General features: G+C 68.3%; 19 protein-coding genes. 9 read left to right on the top strand and 10 right to left on the bottom strand.

Features of this window, described 5'->3' with window-relative positions; all coding sequences use genetic code 11:
• Window positions 1–17 precede the first annotated feature (17 nt).
• On the top strand, window positions 18–530 hold the full coding sequence (locus IEX88_RS19645; RefSeq protein ID WP_188853973.1) for a gamma-glutamylcyclotransferase: 513 nt from the start codon (window positions 18–20) through the stop codon (window positions 528–530).
• 3 nt (window positions 531–533) lie between these two features.
• Here the strand turns inward: IEX88_RS19645 and IEX88_RS19640 are convergent, their stop codons facing one another.
• The 4 genes from IEX88_RS19640 to ftsE form a co-directional block, all read right to left on the bottom strand.
• The gene (locus tag IEX88_RS19640; RefSeq protein WP_188853972.1) at window positions 534–1310 is read right to left on the bottom strand and encodes a lysophospholipid acyltransferase family protein; all 777 of its coding nucleotides are present in this window, start codon (window positions 1308–1310) and stop codon (window positions 534–536) included.
• Between the two features lie 115 nt (window positions 1311–1425).
• On the bottom strand, window positions 1426–2190 hold the full coding sequence (locus IEX88_RS19635) for a YdcF family protein (protein WP_188853971.1): 765 nt from the start codon (window positions 2188–2190) through the stop codon (window positions 1426–1428).
• Window positions 2191–2283: 93 nt separating this feature from the next.
• Window positions 2284–3273 (bottom strand): cell division protein FtsX, encoded by a 990-nt coding sequence (locus IEX88_RS19630; protein ID WP_188853969.1) that lies wholly within the window; start codon window positions 3271–3273, stop codon window positions 2284–2286.
• Window positions 3266–3925: a cell division ATP-binding protein FtsE gene (ftsE, locus tag IEX88_RS19625; protein WP_188853967.1), complete on the bottom strand. Its 660-nt coding sequence runs from the start codon at window positions 3923–3925 to the stop codon at window positions 3266–3268. The genes IEX88_RS19630 and ftsE overlap by 8 nt, the downstream gene beginning before the upstream one ends.
• Window positions 3926–4133: 208 nt before the next feature.
• Here ftsE and IEX88_RS19620 point away from each other — a divergent pair, with 208 nt between their 5' ends.
• The 3 genes from IEX88_RS19620 (at window position 4134) to IEX88_RS19610 (ending at window position 6046) form a co-directional block, all read left to right on the top strand.
• Window positions 4134–4907: a hypothetical protein gene (locus IEX88_RS19620; protein WP_188853965.1), complete on the top strand. Its 774-nt coding sequence runs from the start codon at window positions 4134–4136 to the stop codon at window positions 4905–4907.
• Window positions 4904–5440: a hypoxanthine phosphoribosyltransferase gene (gene hpt, locus IEX88_RS19615; protein WP_188853963.1), complete on the top strand. Its 537-nt coding sequence runs from the start codon at window positions 4904–4906 to the stop codon at window positions 5438–5440. The genes IEX88_RS19620 and hpt overlap by 4 nt, the downstream gene beginning before the upstream one ends.
• Window positions 5441–5632: 192 nt before the next feature.
• On the top strand, window positions 5633–6046 hold the full coding sequence (locus IEX88_RS19610) for a response regulator (protein WP_188853961.1): 414 nt from the start codon (window positions 5633–5635) through the stop codon (window positions 6044–6046).
• Window positions 6047–6153: 107 nt separating this feature from the next.
• Here IEX88_RS19610 and tlpA read toward each other — a convergent pair whose 3' ends face one another.
• Complete coding sequence (tlpA, locus tag IEX88_RS19605) at window positions 6154–6816, bottom strand: thiol:disulfide interchange protein TlpA (RefSeq protein ID WP_188853959.1); 663 nt, start codon at window positions 6814–6816, stop codon at window positions 6154–6156.
• Window positions 6817–6860: 44 nt separating this feature from the next.
• On the opposite strand from tlpA, the gene argH reads away from it, so the two are divergent.
• The 5 genes from argH (at window position 6861) to tam (ending at window position 13560) form a co-directional block, all read left to right on the top strand.
• Complete coding sequence (gene argH / locus IEX88_RS19600) at window positions 6861–8318, top strand: argininosuccinate lyase (RefSeq protein WP_188853958.1); 1458 nt, start codon at window positions 6861–6863, stop codon at window positions 8316–8318.
• A 2-nt stretch (window positions 8319–8320) separates the two neighbouring features.
• Window positions 8321–8632, top strand: a complete 312-nt coding sequence (locus tag IEX88_RS19595) for a lipoprotein (protein ID WP_188853956.1) — start codon at window positions 8321–8323, stop codon at window positions 8630–8632.
• A 70-nt stretch (window positions 8633–8702) separates the two neighbouring features.
• Window positions 8703–9974, top strand: a complete 1272-nt coding sequence (lysA, locus tag IEX88_RS19590) for a diaminopimelate decarboxylase (protein ID WP_188853954.1) — start codon at window positions 8703–8705, stop codon at window positions 9972–9974.
• A gap of 88 nt (window positions 9975–10062) precedes the next feature.
• Window positions 10063–12735, top strand: a complete 2673-nt coding sequence (locus IEX88_RS19585; protein WP_244640374.1) for a TIGR02302 family protein — start codon at window positions 10063–10065, stop codon at window positions 12733–12735.
• 27 nt (window positions 12736–12762) lie between these two features.
• Complete coding sequence (gene tam / locus IEX88_RS19580) at window positions 12763–13560, top strand: trans-aconitate 2-methyltransferase (protein WP_188853952.1); 798 nt, start codon at window positions 12763–12765, stop codon at window positions 13558–13560.
• A gap of 341 nt (window positions 13561–13901) precedes the next feature.
• Here the strand turns inward: tam and IEX88_RS19575 are convergent, their stop codons facing one another.
• The 5 genes from IEX88_RS19575 to IEX88_RS19555 all read right to left on the bottom strand — a co-directional run bounded on the left by IEX88_RS19575 (window position 13902) and on the right by IEX88_RS19555 (window position 20136).
• Entirely contained in the window at window positions 13902–14783 is an 882-nt protein-coding gene (locus tag IEX88_RS19575; protein ID WP_188853950.1) for a 3-hydroxybutyryl-CoA dehydrogenase, read from the bottom strand.
• 232 nt (window positions 14784–15015) lie between these two features.
• Window positions 15016–15945, bottom strand: coding sequence for an electron transfer flavoprotein subunit alpha/FixB family protein (locus tag IEX88_RS19570; protein WP_188853948.1), 930 nt, complete (start codon window positions 15943–15945; stop codon window positions 15016–15018).
• A gap of 25 nt (window positions 15946–15970) precedes the next feature.
• Window positions 15971–16720 (bottom strand): electron transfer flavoprotein subunit beta/FixA family protein, encoded by a 750-nt coding sequence (locus IEX88_RS19565; RefSeq protein WP_188853946.1) that lies wholly within the window; start codon window positions 16718–16720, stop codon window positions 15971–15973.
• A 237-nt stretch (window positions 16721–16957) separates the two neighbouring features.
• Complete coding sequence (locus tag IEX88_RS19560) at window positions 16958–17656, bottom strand: rhomboid family intramembrane serine protease (RefSeq protein ID WP_188853944.1); 699 nt, start codon at window positions 17654–17656, stop codon at window positions 16958–16960.
• Window positions 17657–17802: 146 nt separating this feature from the next.
• Entirely contained in the window at window positions 17803–20136 is a 2334-nt protein-coding gene (locus IEX88_RS19555; protein WP_188853942.1) for a DUF3772 domain-containing protein, read from the bottom strand.
• Between the last annotated feature and the right edge of the window lie 137 nt (window positions 20137–20273).

Raw genomic sequence — 20273 nt, 5'->3', positions numbered from 1 at the left:
AGGCCATCCGTCACGCAATGAACGATCTATGGGTCTTTGGCTATGGTTCGCTGATCTGGCGACCGGGCTTTGTCTTCGAGGAGCGCGCCAAGGCGCGCCTCGCCGGCTATCACCGCTCTTTGTGCGTGCGCTCGCATGTGCACCGCGGCACGCCCGAGCGTCCGGGCCTCGTCTTCGGTCTCGACCGGGGCGGCTCCTGCGTCGGGATGGCGTTCCGGGTGCGGCATGACGATCAGGCGGCAGTGCTCGCCTATCTGCGCGGGCGCGAACTGGTGACGAACGTTTATCGCGAGGTGACGGCCTCCGTGCGCCTCATCGACGGGCGGCCGGTCCGGGCCGTCGCCTTCGTCGTCGACCGAGGCCACAGCCAGTATGCCGGCACCGTTTCGGTCGAGCATGCGGCCGAAGTCGTCGCCCGCGCGCATGGCCAGTCCGGCGCCAATGTCGACTATGTCCGCTCCTCGCTGACGGAAATCCAGGCCATGGGTCTCAGGGACCCTTGGCTCGAAGCGGTGGTCGCCAGGCTCTGAGCCTCAAGCCGTCTCGCGCAGCCGCTCAGCGATGACGGGCGTCACCGGCAGGTCGTCGCGCTCGGCATAGGCCGAGCGCAGGAGGCCCAGCGAGCGGCCCTCGATCGCCGCCTTCACCTGACGCAGCAGCGCATGGCGGTCGAGGCCGGGCGGGATGGCGGGCATGAACTCGGCCCGCACCGTGCCCTGGCGACGCACGAAACTGTCGCGCGGCCAGTAGACGCCCGAATTCAGCGCGACCGGAACCAGGGGCACGCCGAGACGGGTGTAGAGGAAATGCACGCCCGGCCGGTATTCCGGCTCGGCGCCCGGCGCCGTGCGCGTTCCCTCGGGAAAGATGATGATCTGCCGCCCCGCGGCGACGGCCTTCTGCGCGCCCGCCAGGATCGAATTCAGCGCCGCGCCGCGCCCGTCGCGGTCGACGGGGATCATGCCGAGCCGGCGCGAATACCAGCCGAACAGCGGAATGTTCATCAGTTCCTTCTTCAGGACGAAGGTCGGCCGGTCGAGCTCGGGCACCAGCGCGAAGACTTCCCAGAAGGACTGGTGCTTGGCGGCGATCAGCGCCGCCCCGACCGGAATGTTCTCCTGGCCGGTGATCGACGCGCGGGTCCCGGTCACCACCTTCAGCAGCCAGAGACTGCGCCGCGCCCAGCTCTTGGTAACCCACCAGACCACGCGATCGGGGCCGAAAAGCACGGCCGGCGCGAAGATCACCATGTGCCCCAGGAGGTTCAGATAGAACAGGGCAGCAAAGACAAGCGAGCGGAAGGCGGTCATCGAAAGAAAGGATTCCGGTTCGTCGGATACTGGCACGCGTCAGGTCGGCCCGGCGCCAGCGCCAGCACCAATGCACGATGACACACGCCGTAGATAGGGTCGCCGAACCGAGATTTCAGGAGGCGCGATCGGCACCGGCCGCATCGCGGCTCCACGCCACCGGGACCTCCATGCCGGCCGCCAGCCGCAGCCGCGCCGCCAGAAGCTTGACGTATTCCGTCAGGAGCACCTTCAGGCCGAGACCGCTCGGCATGGCTCCGGCCACCCAGAGATCGGCCCGGGCTACGGGATAGGGACGAATCACCGCGACATGGGCGAAGCGCTCGAACTCCATTAGCGTGCGGGGCATGTGATAGTCCGAGGTGACGAGGATCAGCGCATCGAAGCCCTGCCGGCGCGCCCATTGATCGGTCATTTCGGCATTGCCGATGGTGTTGAGCGCGTCGTAGTCGAGATCGACGCAGCAATCGAACCAGCGGCGGTCCGTCTCCGTCAGCTTCGACAGGGCCCCGACGCTGGTGTTGCGGTTGACGCCGCTGATCAACAGGCGCTTGGCGCGCCCTTCCTTCAACAGTCCCACCGCCTGGTCGACGCGCAGGGCGCCGCCGGTCAGAACGACGATCCCGTCGGCCGGCGCCACCCGCTGCGGCGTCGCCAGCGCGGCCACTTCCTGGGTGAAGCGGATGAAGCCGCCGGCGAAGTAGCCCATCGCCAAAACGAGCACCATCAGGACCCCGAGAAGGGCGCGGCGCAGCCCGCTTTGCGGGCGCCGCCTCGACCTCGCCCCTCGCGCTTCGGCTGCCGTCGCGGCCGAGGCATGCCGGCCGAAGGCGGGAAAGGCCTCGGTCAGCGACAGCGAAGGGGCGCGGGTGGAGGCCATTGAGCGATCAGCGATCCTGTTTCATCCAGCGAACAGTGGGCGCATTTTCTTAACGAATTCTACTGGGGCGGAACTGTCCCTCGGGCCGACAGCCTAGCCTTCAACCGGTGAAATCATGTCGATGGCTGCCAGCTGTCGCTTGACGGTCAGCCTCGATGTGAACGCAGTCAGGCCGCCGACGGTTGCGACGAGGACGATGACGCCAACATAGCCGGTCCAGCCGATGGCGAAGGAGCCGAACAGGGCACTGATCTGATCGGCTTCCGGCGTCGCCTGGTTCGCCCGGGTCCACAGCCCCATCAGCAGGAAGACCAGGACCGCAGCAGATCCCCCAACCATGGCGCCGACAAGGCCGAGCCTGAGGAAATGGCCCTGGAATTCGTTGGCGATGAAGCTCGCCCGCGCGCCGACGAAATGCAGCACCTCGATGATGTGCCGATTGCCGGTCATGGCGCCGCGGGTGGCGAACACGACGGTGAGGATCGTGGCGATCATCACCAGCGCGAGGATCGCAGCGCCGACCAGCACCGTCGCATTCGCCATGGTGACGAGGCGCGACACCCAGGCGCGATGATCGTCGAGGCTGGCCTGTGGCACCGCGGCGATCAGCCGCGTGCGCAGGGCGGTGAAATCGGGCGGCGCGTCCTCGTCGATCGCGATGAGGACCAGGCGCGGAACCGGCAGGTCGTCGAGATCGAGCCCCTCGCCGAGCCAGGGCGACAGAAGGCGTCCCGTCGCCGCGTCGTCCATCACCTGGACGCCGGCGATTCCCGGCGTCGCCAAAGCGATCTGCCGCACGGTCTCCAGCGCCGCCGCCATGTCGAGCCCGTCGTCCGGCCGCACCTGGGCGGTGATCTCGCGCGAGATCTGGCTTTCCCAGACCGAAGCGGTGTCGGAGACCAGCGTGACCGCGCCGAGCGTCAGGCTGGCCAGAAAGGTCATGATGCCGATCACCGTCATCAGTGCGCGGCCCGCGACATTGCCGGGGGGCACGATCGGCGTCTGGCGCCGGTCGTCCCGGCGTCCGAGCCCGGCCAGGCGGCCGAAGCCGCGAAGGGTCACGCGCCGCACCGCCTCAATCATAGATTTCCAGCCTGCCGTCGGAGAGGATCAGGCGCCGCGCCTCGACCTGGTCCATCAGCCCGAGATCATGGGTGGCGATGATGACGGCGGTTCCCGTCCGGTTGAGCTCCATGAACAGCCGCAGCAGGCGGCGGGCGAGCGGTGGATCGACATTGCCGGTCGGCTCGTCGGCGAGGAGGATGTCGGGCTGGTCGATCAGCGCCCGGGCGATCGCGGCGCGCTGTTTCTCGCCGCCGGAGAGGACGATCGGCAAAGCGTGCATCCGCTCGCCGAGCCCGACCCATTTGATCAGGTCGATCACGTCCTGGCGGTAGCTCGCTTCTTCCTTGCCGCGAACCCTCAGCGGCAGCGCGACGTTCTCATAGGTGGTCATGTGGTCGAGCAGGCGAAAATCCTGGAAGACGACGCCGATGCGCCGGCGAATGGCCGGCAGGTCGGCCCGCGACAGCGTCGACGCGTCGCGGCCGAGCACGGTGATCAGGCCCCGCGTCGGCTTCAGCGCCAGGAACAGCATGCGCAGGAGGCTGGTCTTGCCGGCGCCCGACGGCCCGGTCAGGAACTGGAAGGACTGACGCTTGATCTCGAACGTCAGGTCGCGGAGCACTTCCGGCCCCATGTCGTAGCGCAGACCGACATTCTCGAAACGAATCACCCGTTATTCCTCGGTTCATGGTTGCCGGAAGTCGGCCGCGCGGCCCGGCGACAAGGCGTCCGCCGGCTTCCGGCGCCGAGCGTTCCGTCCCTCTCAACGCGGCCAGTATGGCCATTTCGAGCCCATCGGGAGACGACAAGTCGGGGTCCCCGCTTCACCCTTCGTTAACCATAATTCCTTACCGTTTCCTGAACACAAGGGGATCGCCATGACCGAGACTTCGGCTTCGACCACCACCCACGCGACCCGCCCCGCCTCGACGCGGATCATCGACGGCGAGGCTGTTGTCCTCTCTCGTCGCCATGGCGTCAAATCGCCGGAGGCCGCAGCTGCCCCGATTTTTCCGCCCGTCGACGAGCCCGAGACCGCGCCGGTGACCGACACCGCCTACATTTTCGAGCGGCGACAGCACCCCATGGCACGGGCCCCGCTTCCGGCCCGCCGCTATCCGGAAGCCGACCTCCTGTTCCAGCCGCAGCCGACGCAGCGCTTCGCGCCGCCGACGCGTGTCGACGGCCTGTCGCTCTTTCTCAAGGACACGGCCGGCGCCATGCCGCGCAGCGGACGCATGGCCGGCCTCGGCGCCATGGCCCTGTCGATCCTGTTGCCGGCGATCCTGTTCCTCGCACCGGAAGGGCCGGTCGGTTCGGCCATGGCCGGCGTGCAGTCGGGCGGCTTCCGCGTCGCCGGGCTGAGCGCCCGTATCGTGGCGCGGGGCGATGGCGCGGTTCTGGCGGTCGAAGGAACGATCCACAATGCCGCCGCCCGGGCCACACGCGTCCCGCCGCTGCGCATCGCGCTCAAATCGGCCAACGGCGTCACCCAGACGCGCATGCTCGCCACCAGCGCGACCAGCCTTGCCGCCGGCGGCTCGCTGACGTTCCACTCCGCCGTCGCGGTGCCCGCCGGCTCCCGCGGCGATGTCAGCGTCGACTTCATCGACGATGTCCGTTTCGACGCCACCGGGCCGTCGCCGCGATGATCACGGTTCGCGGGCGCGACATCGAGACGCTGTTCTCGCAGGAGACCATCGCCGTGGAGGTCGAGCGCCTCGCCGGCGAGATCGCCCGGCGCATCACTGGCGAGATCCTGGTCGTGGCTGTGCTCAAGGGCTCCTTCGTCTTCGCCGCCGATCTCATCCGCGCCATGCACCGCGCCGGCCTCGCCCCCGAGGTCGAGTTCATCTCGCTGTCGAGCTATGGCGCCGGCACCGAGGGCGGGCAGGTGCGCATCCTGCGCGACGTCGAGACCGACGTGACCGGACGCACCGTCCTGATGATCGACGACATTCTGGAATCCGGCCGCACCCTCAAATTCGCCCACGACCTGATGCTGTCGCGCGGCGCCGCCGGCGTCGAGATCGCCGTGCTCCTGGACAAGCGGATGAAGCGCAAGGCCGATATATCAGCCGACTATGTCGGCTTCGACTGTCCGGACCATTTCGTCGTTGGCTATGGCATGGACGTCGCCCACGCCTTCCGCGAACTGCCCTTCGTCGGCAAGGTCGTCGACTGAGGCGGAAGCCCAGATCCAGACAAGTCGAAGCAATGCCATCGCGTTTCGTTAAGGTTCACGCGCCTAGACTCGGGTTCATGCCGGCAGCCAAGGCGACGCCAGTTTCGGGAAAGCCCGCCATGCCAGGACAAGTCTGGCGGGGTCTGCCGAGATCGCGCCTGACGCCCCGGCCGGTCGAGACGAGGACGCGACATGGCAAGAATTCTGGTGGCCGAAGACGATGAGGGTGTGCGCCTTCTGGTGACGCGCGCCTTGCGTCTGGAAGGCCACCAGGTGGAGACGGCCGAGGACGGCGAGTACGCGCTGGAAGCCCTCGTCGAGGCCGATGGCGGCTACGACCTTCTCCTCTCCGACATCCGCATGCCGGCGATGACGGGGATCGAACTCGCCCATGCGGCCAACGGCCAGTGGCCCGCGCTGACGATTCTCCTGATGACCGGCTATGCCGAGCAGCGCGAGGCCGCCGACGATCTGGCGCGCATCATCGTCGGCGTCGTCGACAAGCCTTTCACCATCGCCGGGATCCGCAAGGCGGTCAGCCAGGCCCTCAGCGCCCCGCGATTCGTCGCCGAGGGTGCCGTGGCCCCGCTCCGCCGTTACGCCTGACGGGAGACGGCTTTCCTGAGGGCCGCCCTTCTTTCACGGCGGGATCGAGATCCGGCCCTGGCGATCCGCGAACGCCGCTCGGCTCGCGTCTCGATCGGCGGGCCGGCTCAGGCGCCGCTCTTCATCGCGGTGATCAGGCGCAAGGCGTCGGGGCTCGCCCATTCCGCCGGGCCCGTCAGCACCGCCCGGGCGCAGCCCTTGGGGTCGACCAGGAGACTGACGGGCAGGCCGATCGTCACCCCTTGCGATTTCAGGTCGTTGAAGACGGCCATCGTCTGGTCGCGGAAGAAGGGCAGCGCGGTCAGGCCGGTCTCGGCATAGAAGGCCTTCGGCTTGTCGGCGGGACCGAGATCCACATTGATCGGGATGACGCCGAAATCGGGCCCGCCCTGCCCCGCCTCGAGCGCGTCGAGCGCCGGCATTTCCTGCCGGCACGGGACACACCAGGTCGCCCAGAGGTTCACCAGGAGCGTCTTGCCGGCAAAATCGCGCAAGGTCAGCGGCTTGTCGTCACCGTCTTTAAAGGCGACCGCGGAGACGTCGAAGGGCGCGTCCAGCGGCGTGACGGCGGCGACTTCACCGCGCGCCTCGGCCAGCAGCGCCTGTTTCAGCGCGTCGTTTGCCGGGCAGGCGGCGGTCCGTTCATTGCCAGAACCGGCCTGGTTCACGTATATGCCCACGGCACCCGCCGCGATCCCCGCGACCAGCGCCAGCGCGCCGATCCGCAGGAATTTCCGGGATGCGCGGACGGGACGGGTTTCTTCCGGCATGACGATGCGACCTTTTTGCACGTGTTTGATGAGCGAGTAGCACGATGACCGAGAGACCGGTGGGCAATGAAATGTGGGGCGGACGATTCGCCGCGCGTCCCGACGCCATCATGCAGGAGATCAACGCCTCGATCGATTTCGACAAGCGTCTCTTTCACGAGGACATCGACGGTTCCAAGGCGCATGCCGCCATGCTCGCCGACCAGGGGATCATCGGCCGGGAAGATGCCGCCGAGATCGCCCGGGGCCTCGAGGCCATCCGCGCCGAGATCGTCGCCGGCGATTTTGCCTTCTCGCGCGAACGCGAGGACATCCACATGAATGTCGAGGCGCGCCTGGCCGAGATCATCGGCCCCGCCGCCGGCCGCCTGCATACCGCGCGCTCGCGTAACGACCAGGTCGCGGTCGACTTCCGCCTCCACGTCAAGGGCGCGTTCCAGGCGGCGGAGGCCGCCTTCGGGCGCCTGATCGAGGCCCTGCTCGACCGGGCCGAAGAACATGCCGACACGGTCATGCCGGGCTTCACCCATCTGCAGGTCGCCCAGCCCGTCACTTTCGGCCACCACTGCCTCGCTTATGTCGAGATGGCCGCCCGCGACCGTTCGCGTTGCGCCGATGCGATCACCCGTCTCGACGAGTGCCCGCTCGGCGCGGCGGCCCTCGCCGGCACCGGCTTTGCCATCGACCGCCACGCGACGGCCCTGGCGCTCGGCTTCCGCGAGCCGACGCGCAACTCGATCGATTCGGTCTCCGACCGCGACTTCGCGTTGGAATTCCTGTCGATGGCCTCGATCGCCGCCGTGCACCTGTCGCGCCTCGCCGAAGAGATCGTGATCTGGTCGACGCCGCAATTCAATTTCGTGCGCCTGTCCGACGCCTTCTCGACCGGCTCCTCGATCATGCCGCAGAAGCGCAATCCCGATGCCGCCGAACTGGTGCGCGCCAAGACCGGCCGCATCAACGGCGCACTGATCTCGCTGCTGACGGTGATGAAGGGCCTGCCGCTCGCCTATTCCAAGGACATGCAGGAAGACAAGGAACAGGTCTTCGACGCCATCGACAGCCTGGCCATCGCGCTGGCGGCCACGACCGGCATGGTCGGCGACATGACGGTCAACGTCGCGGCGATGCGCGCGGCGGCCGGCCACGGCTTCTCCACCGCCACCGATCTCGCCGACTGGCTGGTGCGGGAACTCGGCCTCCCCTTCCGCGAGGCGCACCATGTCACCGGCCGCGCCGTGGCGCTGGCCGAAAGTCAGAAGGTCGGCCTCGAGGCGCTGGAGCTCAGCGCGCTGCAGACGCTCGAGCCCCGCATCACCGAAGCGGTATACGCCGTGCTCGGCGTCGACGCCTCGGTCCGCAGCCGGACGAGCTTTGGCGGGACCGCGCCCGACAACGTCCGCAAAGCCGTTGCAGACTGGCGCACACGGCTGCTTTCGGCGCGGGAGGTGATTTCTCCGTCCGGAGCGGCTATCAAGAACGCGGCTGCGGGGGAGCGTTGACGATGGGTGACGGAATGAGGCGCTTCAATCTTTCGATCCTGGTGCTGGCCACGGCCCTCGCTTTGAGTGGCTGCGGCCGCAAGAACCTGCCCGTGCCGCCGCAGCGCACGGACACCCCGATCGGCGAATCGCGCACGCCCAACCAGGACGCGCCCGCCAGTATCACCAATTTCCAGCGCGCCAACGGTCTCGGCGCCACGTCGACGGGCCTGGCCGGCAGCAGCGACAGCAGCCTGTCGATCTCGCCCGCCGAGGTCAACCGCAACCCGACTGCCGCGAAGAAATCGTTTCCGCTCGACTTCCTGTTGAACTGAAGCGGCGGGCCCGCCCGCTTCTCCGCCTTGCTGCCTCCAACGGACCGCCCCCGCGCTCCGGAGACCTGCCATGAACCATTTCCACTATCGGGACGGCGTCCTCCATGCCGAGGACGTCGATCTGCCCAGCATCGCCGCGAGCGTCGGCACGCCATTCTACTGCTATTCGACCGCGACGCTGACCCGGCACTACCGCGTCTTCGCCGACGCCTTTGCCGATATCGACGCGCTCGTCTGCTACGCGATGAAGGCCAATTCCAACCAGGCCGTCCTCAAGACGCTCGCCGATCTCGGTGCCGGCGTCGACGTCGTCTCCGGCGGCGAGCTGATGCGCGGGCTGACGGCGGGCGTCCCGGCGGAAAAGATCATGTTCTCCGGCGTCGGCAAGACCGCCGACGAGATCGATCTCGGCCTCCAGACCGGCATCTTCTGCTTCAACATCGAGTCCGAGCCGGAGCTCGACCTCGTTTCGGCCCGCGCCGCCGCGCTCGGCAAGACCGCGCATGTCTCCTTCCGCATCAATCCCGACGTCGATGCCAAGACCCATGCCAAGATCTCCACCGGCAAGAAGTCCGACAAGTTCGGCATCGCCTATGGCCGGGCGTTCGAGGTCTACGACCGGGCCCGGCACCTGCCGGGCATCCTCGTCGCCGGCATCGACATGCACATCGGCAGCCAGATCACCGAGCTCGAGCCCTTCGACATCGCCTTCGCCCGCCTCGCCGGCCTGGTGGACCAGCTGCGCCGGGCCGGCCACGCGATCGGCCATGTCGACCTCGGCGGCGGCCTCGGCGTGCCCTATCGCCAGGACAACATGCCGCCGCCGGAGCCGACGGCCTATGCCGAGACGGTGAAGCGCCATGTCCGCGATCTCGGCTGCAAGGTGATCTTCGAGCCGGGACGGCTGATCGCCGCCAATGCCGGCATCCTCGTCTCGCGCGTGCTCTATGTGAAGGACACCGGCGACAAGGTCTTCGTGATCGTCGACGCGGCGATGAACGACCTCGTCCGCCCGACGCTCTATGATGCTTGGCACGACATTTCGGCCGTGGCCGAACCTTCGAGCGACGAGCGCATGGTCGCCGACGTCGTCGGCCCGGTGTGCGAAAGCGGCGACTTCATGGCCCGCGACCGGTCGCTGCCGAGGCTTGTCGCCGGCGACCTGATCTCGATCGCCTCGGCCGGCGCCTATGGCGCCGTGCAGTCCGGCACCTACAATTCGCGGCCGCTGGTCGCCGAGGTTCTGGTCAAGGACGACGCCTTCTTCGCCGTGCGGCCGCGCCAGACGCTCGAGGAGCTGATCGCTCTCGACCGTCTGCCGCCCTGGCTCGGCGGGATCTGACTGGCTCTTCACAGATCGGTCACCGCCTCGCCTTCGCCGCAAAAACTGTTACCCTGAGGGTTCGACAGCGCGAACGAGAGCGAGCCGGATGGCCAAAGATTCCATGAGGATCGCCGAAAGGCGGCCGACCGCTGCGGGACTGTCCTGGGCACGGCGGCGGGCTTTCGCGGGCCTCGTCGTGGAGCGGGTCTGGCCGCCGCTGCTCGGCCTGGCCGGTCTTGTCGCGCTCTTCCTGATCCTCTCCTGGTTCGGCCTCTTCGCCGCTTTGCCGATGCTGGCGCGCTGGGCCATCCTGGCGCTTCTCCTGGCGGGGGGCGCGGTGGTCGTCTGGAAGCTGCTGCGCTTGAAGAGGCCGGACGCCGAGGAGGTCGACCGCCGGATCGAGGCGGCGAGCCATCTCGCGCACCAGCCCTTGCAGGCCCAGAGCGACCGGCCGGCGGGCGGCGACGCCTTTGGCGCGGCGCTTTGGCGCGCGCATCAGGACCGCATGGCCGCCCGCCTGCGCGATCTGTCCGGCGGCGCGCCCCGGACGCGCACCGAGCGTCTCGACCCGTTCGCCCTGCGGGCCGCCCTTGCTCTCCTGCTGGTGACCGCCTTCGGTTATTCCTACGGCTCCAACGGCGGCCGCGTGAGCGATGTCTTCGCCGCGCCGACGGCGGCGCCGGGCGTCGAAGGCCGCGTCGATGCCTGGGTGACGCCGCCTGCCTATACCGGCCGCGCGCCGATCTTCCTGACCGAGGCGGCGGCCGAGCGGGCGGGGACGCCGATCGAGGTGCCGGCCGGCAGCATTCTGTCCGTCCGCGTTTCCGAGGGCGCCGGCGCGTCTCTGACCTACACGCCGGCCTCGGGCGGCGAAGCCGCGACCATCGCGCCGGGCCCGCCCGCTGAGGCCGTGGTGCCAGGCGACGCGGAGGCGGACGCCGGCGCCACCGACGAGCCGACCCCGGCGGGTCCAAAGGATTCGGCCGCATCGGCCGCTTCGGCCGGCGAATATGAATTCAGCCTCGTCGACAGCGGCTCGGCGGCCCTCTCCACCACCTTCCGCACCCTCGGCGCCTGGTCCTTCGTGGTGACTCCGGATACGCCGCCGACGGTCGCCTATGCCGGCGAGCCCGGCGAAACGCGCGGCGGCGGGCTCGAGCTCTCCTACCTCGTCGCCGACGACTACGGCGCCCGAAAGGGGCGCGCCGAGATCGAGGTGAAGGAAGCCATGGCGCCGGGTGCCCGGCCGCTCGTCGCGGTGCCGGAAATCAACCTCGCTCTGCCGCGCCGGGCGCGGGACGCGGAGGGCAAGGGCCGCACGGTGAGCGAACTGAAGGACAGCCCCTATGCCGGGGCGCGCGTCGCCATGACCCTCGTCGTCGCCGACGATGCCGGACAGGAGGGACGCTCGGAGACGAAGACCTTCACTTTGCCCGAGCGCGCCTTCACCAAGCCGCTCGCCCGCGCGGTGATCGAGCAGCGCCGGATGTTGGCGCTCGACGCCAATGCGGCGCCGCGCGTCGTCGAGATGCTGGATGCCGTGACGATGCGCGGCGAGGAGACCATCCCGAACGCCAGCGACTACCTCGCGCTGCGCGCCGCGCGCACCCGCATCGCCGCGGCCGACAACGACGAGGCGCTGGTTTCGGCGGTCGACTTCCTCTGGGAGATCGCCCTCGGCATCGAGGACGGCAACCTGTCGCTCGCCGAGAAGCGGCTGCGCGACGCCCGCGAGAACCTCGCCGAGGCGCTGGAGAACGGCGCGAGCGACGCCGAGATCGACAGGCTGATGGCCGAGCTGCGCGAGGCGATGCAGGAATACATGCAGGCGATGGCCGAGGCGATGAAGAACCAGCCGCCGATGTCGCAGGAGCAGATGCAGAACGCCCAGGAGATCCGTCCCTCCGACCTCGACAAGATGATGGACCGGATCGAGGAACTGGCGAAGTCGGGCGCCAAGGAGGCCGCCCAGCAGATGCTGTCGCAGCTGCAGGAGATGATGGAGAACCTCCAGGCGATGCGGCCGGGCCAGCCGCAGCAGGGAGGCGAGCAGGACGCCATGCGCCAACAGATGGACCAGCTCGGCGAATTGCTGCGCCAGCAGCAGGCGTTGAAGGACCAGACCTACGACCTCGGCCGCCAGCAGATGCAGCGCCAGCTGAACGAGGGCGGCGAGCCTCAGATGGGCGAGGACGGCCAGCCCCAGCCGGGTCAGGACGGCCAGCAGCCGGGGCCGATGAGCGCCGAGGAACTGCAGAAGCAGATCGACCGCCTGAAGCAACAGCAGGGGCAGCTGCGCCAGGACCTCGAAAAGCTGCAGGAGGCGATGAAGGGCATGGGCATGCAGCCCGGCGAAGGTCTTGGCGAGGCCGGCGAGGCGATGGGCGAGGCCGAGTCGGCGCTCGGCGAGGGCGACGACGGCAATGCCGTGGGCCAGCAGAGCCGCGCCATGGAGGCGCTGCGCAAGGGCGCCCAGGACATGATGCAGCAGATGCAGGAAGCGATGCAGCAGGGCCAGGGCCAGCAGCCCGGCCAGGGACAGGGTCAGGGCCAGATGGGCGAGGGCTACGGCCGCGGCGAGCAGCGCTCGGGCCGCGATCCGCTCGGCCGCCCCCGCTCGACCCAGGGCGCCGACTTCGGCCAGGACGTGCAGGTGCCCGACGAGATCGACACCCAGCGCGCCCGCCGCATCCTCGACGCCATCCGCGACCGCCTGGGCGACACGCTGTCGCCGCAGCTTGAGCGGGAATATCTGGAGCGTCTGCTGCGCACGCAGTGAGAGCTGGGATCTGGCAGCGAGTTTGGGATGACGAGCGCGACCACGCCGACCGACTGGCAGCCCGATCTCTACCGGCGCTTCGAGGACGAGCGGACGCGGCCGGCCCGGGACCTTCTCACCCGGGTGCCGCCGGCCGGCGTAAAGCGGGCTGTCGACATCGGCTGCGGCCCCGGCAATTCGACCGAGCTTCTCGTCGAGCGTTGGCCGGCCGCCGACATCCTCGGCCTCGACAGCTCGCCGGCGATGATCGCCGCGGCCCGGCAGCGCCTCCCGGCCCTGCGCTTCGCCGAGGCCGACGTCGCGGCCTGGACGCCGGACGCCCCGCCGGATCTGATCTTTGCCAATGCCGTTCTGCAATGGGTGCCGGACCACGCCGCACTGCTGCCGCGGCTGTTCGCGGCTCTCGCCCCCCGCGGCACGCTAGCCATCCAGATGCCCGACAATCTCGGCGAGCCCTCGCATGTCGCCATGCGCGACACCGCCGCCGAAGAGGATTTCGCTCCCCACATGGGCGACGTCACCCAGGCTCGCACCCGGCTGCCCTCGCTCGATGCCTACTACGACATGCTGGCTGCCACGGCCGTCGCTGTTGACGTCTGGCGCACGACGTATCACCACCCGATGGACGACGCCGCGGCGATCGTCGAATGGCTGAAGGCGACGGGCCTCAGGCCGTTCCTCGATGTCCTCCCCGAAGCGCTGCGGCCGCTGTTTCTCGCGCGCTATCAGGCACGGATCGATGCGGCCTATCCCCCGCGGGCGGATGGAAAGCGGTTGCTGGCGTTTCCGAGGGTCTTCATCGTCGCGATGCACAAGAGCGGCTGAATTTCGCGACGCCGGCACGTTGATCGAGGCACCTCCGTCGAAGAGAGGCCCTCCACTTGGATCATAGTCATCCTCGCGCTTGACCCGAGGACCCATGCCGAGACGTCCGAGACTTCGTTGACGGTGCAGGATGACAATCTGACGCGATTTGGCTCTTGAGCCACTGCGGCATGGGTCCTCGGGTCAAGCCCGAGGATGACTATTCTGGGAGGTCGTGCAGCGTCTCCGATACGGGACTGGGATCTGGACATGCCTGTCCATCGGCTAACCCCTTCGTGATCGGAGGAAAGAGATTCGCCAGTTCGGCGGCACCTCTCCCTGGGAACAGGCGTCGCGCCAGCTCAGCGCGTCGGGACCGGCACCTCGCCGCGGTAGTCGTAGAAGCCGCGGTTGGTCTTGCGGCCGAGCCAGCCGGCCTCGACATATTTCACCAGCAGCGGACAGGGCCGATACTTCGAATCGGCGAGGCCGTCGTGCAGGACCTGCATGATCGACAGACAGGTGTCGAGGCCGATGAAATCGGCGAGCTGCAGAGGGCCCATCGGGTGGTTGGCGCCGAGCTTCATCGCCGTGTCGATGCTCTCGACCGAGCCGACGCCCTCGTAGAGCGTGTAGATCGCCTCGTTGATCATCGGCAGCAGGATACGGTTGACGATGAAGGCGGGAAAATCCTCGGAGACGGTGGTGGTCTTGTCGAGCGTGGCGACGAAGGCCTTGGAGGCGAGGAAGGTGGCGTCGCCGGTGGCGATGCCGCGCACCAGCTCGACCAGCTTCATCACCGGCACCGGGTTCATGAAGTGGATGCCGATGAAGCGCTCCGGCCGGTCGGTGGCGGAAGCGAGCCGGGTGATCGAGATCGACGAGGTGTTGGTGGCGAGGATCGCCTCGGCCTTCAGCACCGGGCAGACGGTCGCGTAGATTTTGCGCTTGACCGTCTCGTCCTCGGTCGCTGCCTCGATGACGAGGTCCATGTCGGCGAGATCGCCGACGCTGCCGGCCGCGGACAGGCGCGACAGCGCGGCGGCCTTGTCCTCGGCAGTGATCTTGGACGAGGCCAGCTGTCGGTCGAGCGTCCGGCTGACGCGCTCCAGCCCCTTGATCGCCCGCTCCGGCGAGACGTCGTAGAGCGTGACGTCGTAGCCCGCGAGGGCGACAACATGGGCGATGCCCGTTCCCATCTGCCCGGCGCCGACGATGCCGATCTTGTTCAGCGCTTCCGCCATGATTCCGATACCAAACGCAAGGACGGGCGCTGGCGCCCGCGAAAAACCGATCCGACGATGGGCGCCCCAAGGACGCACCCTCGCCCGCCCGGGCGATCCGGACGGGAGGGCACTGTCTCACACGGCGACGCGCCGCGGTAGCGGGCGCGGCACTGTCTTTCGTCGAAGCGCTACCGCCGCGTGCTTACCGCTGCAGCCGCGGCGGGTCTCATATGCGGCGAAGCGACGCGGCCTAGAGCTTGGACTGCAGTTCCGGCAGCAGGGTGAACAGGTCGCCCACCAGGCCGTAATCGGCGACCTGGAAGATCGGCGCCTCCTCGTCCTTGTTGATCGCGACGATCACCTTGGAGTCCTTCATGCCGGCCAGATGCTGGATCGCGCCGGAAATGCCGGCGGCGATGTAGAGATCCGGCGCGACGACCTTGCCGGTCTGGCCGACCTGCCAGTCGTTCGGCGCATAGCCTGCATCGACGGCGGCGCGGGAGGCGCCGATCGCCGCGCCAAGCTTGTCGGCGAGCGGCAGGATCACTTCCTCGAACTTTTCCTTCGAGCCGAGCGCCCGTCCGCCGGACAGGATGATCTTGGCCGAGGTGAGCTCCGGCCGGTCGCTGGTCGCCAGCTTGTCCTCGATGAAGGTCGAGAGCGCCGGGTCGGCCGCGGCCGCCACCGGTTCGATCGCGGCGGAACCGCCCTCGCCGGCCGAGGCGAAGGACGCGGTGCGCACGGTGACGATCTTCTTGGCGTCGGCCGAGGTGACGGTCTGGATGGCGTTGCCGGCATAGATCGGCCGCTCGAACGTGTCGGCGCCGAGCACCGCGGTGACGTCCGAGATCTGCATCACGTCGAGCAGGGCGGCGACGCGCGGCAGCACGTTCTTCACCGTCGTCGTCGACGGCCCGACCACGGCGTCGTAGCCGGGCGCGAGCGAGACGATGAGCGCGGCGAGCGGCTCGGCGAGGTGATGGGCGTAGGGCGTCGCTTCGGCGAGGAGCACCTTGGCGACGCCCTGGAGCTTGGCGGCCGTTTCGGCGACGGCCGTCGCGCTTTCGCCCGCGACGAGGACATGCACCTCGCCGCCGAGGGCGAGCGCGGCCGTCAGGGCCTTGGCGGTGAGGTCGGACAGGGTGTGGTTGTCGTGTTCGGCCAGGAGAAGCGTGGTCATGAAAATTTCCTTCGTGCGCTTCGGATCAGAGGACGCCGGCTTCGTTCTTGAGCTTGGCGATCAGTTCGTCGACGGAGGCGACCTTGACGCCGGCGCCGCGCTTGGCCGGCTCGACGGTCTTCACCACGGTCAGCCGCGGCGAGACGTCGACGCCGAAATCGGCCGGGGTCTTTTCCTCCAGCGGCTTTTTCTTCGCCTTCATGATGTTGGGCAGCGAGGCGTAGCGCGGCTCGTTGAGGCGCAGGTCCGTCGTCACGATCGCCGGCAGGGTCAGGTCGAGCGTCTGCAGGCCGCCATCGACCTCGCGCGTCACGGTCGCCTTGCCGTCCGCCAACTCGATCTTGTTGGCGAAGGTGCCCTGGCTCCAGCCCAGCAGCGCCGCCAGCATCTGGCCGGTCTGGTTGCAGTCGTCGTCGATCGCCTGCTTGCCGAGGATGACGAGATCGGGCTTTTCCGCCTCGACGACGCCCTTCAGGAGCTTGGCGACGGCGAGCGGCTCGGTGACGCCGTCGGTCTTGATCAGGATGCCGCGGTCGGCGCCCATGGCGAGCGCCGTGCGCAGCGTCTCCTGGGCCTGCTGCGGGCCGATGGAGACGGCGACGATCTCGGTGGCGACGCCCTTTTCCTTCATCCGGATGGCCTCTTCGACGGCGATCTCGTCGAAGGGATTCATGCTCATCTTGACGTTGGCGAGGTCGACGCCCGTGCCGTCCGGCTTGACCCGGATCTTCACGTTGTAGTCCACCACCCGCTTGACGGCGACGAGGATCTTCATGCCCAACTCCCCTCTGGCCCGGCCGAGGCCAGGCACTCTCTTGGACGCTCCGGGAGCCGGGCCCATCCCTTCGGGGATGTCTCGGCTCGCGGCGCAAACGTGATCCTGCGATATTGCAGTTTGACGTGAAGGTCAAAGTTTAGACCCGGTCATCCCCGTTCTGGGCTGGCAAGCCGCCGCTTTCAAGTCTTGCCGCGGCAGCCGCGCGCCTGTTCGCGACGCGGGCGTCCGGTGCCGTCACAAACTCTGCACACGCGGCGCGAACAGCGGCACGCCGGGGCGGCGCAGCACCAGCGTCAGCAGCGCCCCGGCGACGATTCCGCCGGAATGGGCGCCGTAGGAAACCTCGTCGTCGCCGAGCGCCAGCATGGTGAACTGGTAGCCGATCCAGACGAGGAGGAGAATCCAGGCCGGCAGCGCCAGGGGAAAGCGGCCGAGCACCAGCACCCAGATCCACACCCGCGGACTCAGCATCAGATAGGCCGCGACGACGCCCGACACGGCTCCGGAGGCACCGAGCAGCGAGCTGTCGGACTCGGGCATGGTCAGCGCGTGCGCGCCCGCCGCCGCCGCCGCGCAGAGGAGGTAGAACAGGACGAAGCGGAAATGTCCGAACGCATCCTCGACATTGTCGCCGAACACCCAGAGGAACAGCATGTTGCCGAGAAGATGCCAGAAATCGAGGTGGATGAAGCTGTAGGTGACGAAGTTGAGGACCGTCGGCTGCACATGATATTCCGGCGGCAGCACCGCCAGATCGTTCACCACGGAGGGAATGAAGCCGTAGGACAGCTCAAAGCCGGAGAGATAGGCCCCGGTCTCGCCGGTCGACGAAAAGAACAGCCAGATCACGACATTGGCGACAATCAGCGCCAGCATCACATAGGCATGGCGGATGCTCTTCAGCCGGTTGTCGTCGTAGAACGGCAGGAACATGGGAGCCCTTCAGCGGGTCGAGGCGCCCATCAAGCCGCGCCGGCATCGATAAGGCAAGGGGAACGGCAGGAACCCCTTCGATGGCGGCCCGGCGACGTCGACGTCGCCAGACCATGACATCGCGTGAAGCGGTATCCGGGTGGCACTCACGCCACGACCAGCTTGATCTCCTCCGCCTTGAAGCGCTCCAGCAGCGTGAAATAGATGGCGCTGCGCGTCGAATAGACGGTCCGGGGGCTGGCAACGAAGGCGAAGGCCTTGAACGCCACCTTGCCGTCCTCGATCCCGTCGATGAAGACGGAGGGCGCGGGATCCTCCAGGATCGTCTCATGCGCGGCGAGAATGTCGAGCAGCGCGCGCCGGACGGCCGCCACATCGACATCGAGCGGCGCGGAAAAGCCGATCTGGATGCGCCCGAGCGGGTTGGCCATCGTCATGTTGCGGATTGACTTGGTGATCAGCTCGGAGTTCGGGACGATCAGCGTCGACCGGTCGGCGATCTGGATTTCGGTGGAGCGAACGCTGATGCGCCGCACCTCCCCCTCGTCCGTCCCGAGGCGCACCGTGTCGCCGATCTTCACTGGACGCTCGGCGAGGAGGATGAGGCCGGAGACGAAATTCTGGGTGATCGCCTGCAGGCCGAAGCCGATGCCGACCGACAAAGCGGAGACGACCAGCGCGATCCGCTCGACGCCGATGCCGAGCGTCGACAGCGCCCAGAAGCCGGCGAGCAGGATGCCGGCATAGCTGACGATGGTGGAGACCGAATTGCGCGCGCCGGGATCGAGATCGGTCGCCGGCAGGTAGCGCTCGTTCAGCCAGTGGCGGACCGCGCGCATCAAAGCGATGCCGACGAAGAGCACGACCGCCGCCTTCAGGATCGACCCCGGGACGATGCTGAAGCCGCCGATCTGGATCTCGGCGGAATTGCCGAACTGATAGAACAGCGAGCTCGCCCCTGGTCCGAGCGGGCCGGACAGGAGGATGGCGGCGACGACGAGGATGGCGAGACGCAGGAGAGCGGAGGCGATGACGCCGAGCTGACCGACCTGCGTGCGGCGCAGACCGAGACCCGCCTGCAGCGAACGCCCGAGCCGGCTCTCCGGCGACAGGAAGGTCGTGCAGAGGTCGTCGGCGACAATCAGGAGGAGATAGGTCGCTGCCGCCACGATCGCCGTCCAGATCGCCTGCCGGCTGAGGAAGAGCGCGAAATTCACATAGCCCTGCAGCGCGGCGACCAGCGCGACCGCGACCGCGCACCAGCCCAAAAGAGTGGCGAGCGTCACGAAGGTCGTCTGCGCACTCGGCTCGGCGCCCGCTTCCTGCGCAGCCGCACGACGGTGGCGCATCAGGGTGATCAGCAACGCCGCCAGAAGCGCGCTGTAGCTGAAGGCAACGACGTAGTTGAGGAAGATCGCCGCCGCCTCGCTGACGCCGACCGCCTTGCCGCTCTCGATCAGGAAGACGCCGACGAAGGTCAGGATAGCCCCGAGGCCGGGATAGGGGCGCAGGCGCTTGGCCGTCTCCTCGGTGAGCGGTGCCAGCCGCCAGGAGGGCTGGCCGACCAGGAGGAGGCCGGCGCCGAGCGAGACCATGAAGCCGCCGATGGAGGCGGTGATCGACAGCGTCTCGGCCAGCGGCCGCGTCCAGCGGGTGAGGAAGCCGCCCCAGTTCAGCGCCTGGAAGAGGATGAGGAAGGCGAGCGCCGAGGTGAAGGTGCCGACCAGAACGAACCAGAGCGCGAGGGCGGACCGGCGCGCCCGCGTGCCCGGCACCTGCTCAACGGCGATCCGCCGGCCGACCTGGCGCAGGCCACGCCGCACGGGCATGAGCAGCAGCAGGGCCAGACCGAGACCCGCCGCGACGAGGGCGAGGCGCGAGCCGAAATGCGCCTTGGACGCACCGAGAACGGAGACCACGACAAAATCCCGCAGCCGGGCCAGGTCGTCGGCGAGACTGGCCGCCACGTCGCTCCACAGGGCCGGCGACAGCGGCGAGGCGACCTTCTTGAACGTGTCGCGGTTGAAGGCCTCGTTGATCTCCCGGATCATCCGGTCGATCATTTCCTTGGCGTCCGCGGCCACCAGGCGCCCGCGCTTGATCGTCGAATCGAGATCGGTGCGTTCGGCATCGAGCCGCTCGCGCTGCGCCTTGACGTCGGGCGCCTCGTCTTCGAGCACCGGCCCGAGTTCGGCGATGCGCGCGTCGATTTCGGCGAGCCGCGGCACCAGCTGCGCCACGGCCATGTTGGCGGTGCTCCCGGCGACCATGCCGCGGTCGCGCAGCTCGGCCTTCTCGGCCGACGTCGTCTCGGCCTCGGCCGCTTTCTGGATGGCGGCCAGTTCCGCCGCCTGCTGGTCGAGAACGACGACCGGATCGGCCTCGGCCGCCTCTTCCTGGGCCCCGGCCGGTATTGCGGCGACGCCGAGAAGAAGGAAGAGCACGAGCCAGAGGGAACGCACGAAGGTCCGGAGCGTCATGCGCGTGCCTGTCGTTGAAGCGCGGACGCGTCCAGCGGACCGGTCCCGGGGATGGTCAGGAAATGCTGCCCCAGAGACGGCGGGTCGCCGGGCCGGGAGGGCATGCTTGGTTGCCGGCCAATGCGCCGGCCGACCGA

It is taken from the genome of Aureimonas glaciei (genome assembly GCF_014643375.1).
GTDB classification, from domain to species: Bacteria; Pseudomonadota; Alphaproteobacteria; order Rhizobiales; family Rhizobiaceae; genus Plantimonas; species Plantimonas glaciei.
Note: the sequence above shows the minus strand (reverse complement) of the source record. Positions and strands in the feature narration are given on the sequence as shown.

Coding starts and splice junctions, on each gene's coding strand:
- IEX88_RS19645 (WP_188853973.1), top strand. CDS start 18: ATGAACGATCTATGGGTCTTTGGCTATGGTTCGCTGATCTGGCGACCG.
- IEX88_RS19640 (WP_188853972.1), bottom strand. CDS start 1,310: ATGACCGCCTTCCGCTCGCTTGTCTTTGCTGCCCTGTTCTATCTGAAC.
- IEX88_RS19635 (WP_188853971.1), bottom strand. CDS start 2,190: ATGGCCTCCACCCGCGCCCCTTCGCTGTCGCTGACCGAGGCCTTTCCC.
- IEX88_RS19630 (WP_188853969.1), bottom strand. CDS start 3,273: ATGATTGAGGCGGTGCGGCGCGTGACCCTTCGCGGCTTCGGCCGCCTG.
- IEX88_RS19620 (WP_188853965.1), top strand. CDS start 4,134: ATGACCGAGACTTCGGCTTCGACCACCACCCACGCGACCCGCCCCGCC.
- hpt (WP_188853963.1), top strand. CDS start 4,904: ATGATCACGGTTCGCGGGCGCGACATCGAGACGCTGTTCTCGCAGGAG.
- IEX88_RS19610 (WP_188853961.1), top strand. CDS start 5,633: ATGGCAAGAATTCTGGTGGCCGAAGACGATGAGGGTGTGCGCCTTCTG.
- tlpA (WP_188853959.1), bottom strand. CDS start 6,816: ATGCCGGAAGAAACCCGTCCCGTCCGCGCATCCCGGAAATTCCTGCGG.
- argH (WP_188853958.1), top strand. CDS start 6,861: ATGACCGAGAGACCGGTGGGCAATGAAATGTGGGGCGGACGATTCGCC.
- IEX88_RS19595 (WP_188853956.1), top strand. CDS start 8,321: ATGGGTGACGGAATGAGGCGCTTCAATCTTTCGATCCTGGTGCTGGCC.
- lysA (WP_188853954.1), top strand. CDS start 8,703: ATGAACCATTTCCACTATCGGGACGGCGTCCTCCATGCCGAGGACGTC.
- IEX88_RS19585 (WP_244640374.1), top strand. CDS start 10,063: ATGGCCAAAGATTCCATGAGGATCGCCGAAAGGCGGCCGACCGCTGCG.
- tam (WP_188853952.1), top strand. CDS start 12,763: ATGACGAGCGCGACCACGCCGACCGACTGGCAGCCCGATCTCTACCGG.
- IEX88_RS19575 (WP_188853950.1), bottom strand. CDS start 14,783: ATGGCGGAAGCGCTGAACAAGATCGGCATCGTCGGCGCCGGGCAGATG.
- IEX88_RS19570 (WP_188853948.1), bottom strand. CDS start 15,945: ATGACCACGCTTCTCCTGGCCGAACACGACAACCACACCCTGTCCGAC.
- IEX88_RS19565 (WP_188853946.1), bottom strand. CDS start 16,720: ATGAAGATCCTCGTCGCCGTCAAGCGGGTGGTGGACTACAACGTGAAG.
- IEX88_RS19560 (WP_188853944.1), bottom strand. CDS start 17,656: ATGTTCCTGCCGTTCTACGACGACAACCGGCTGAAGAGCATCCGCCAT.
- IEX88_RS19555 (WP_188853942.1), bottom strand. CDS start 20,136: ATGACGCTCCGGACCTTCGTGCGTTCCCTCTGGCTCGTGCTCTTCCTT.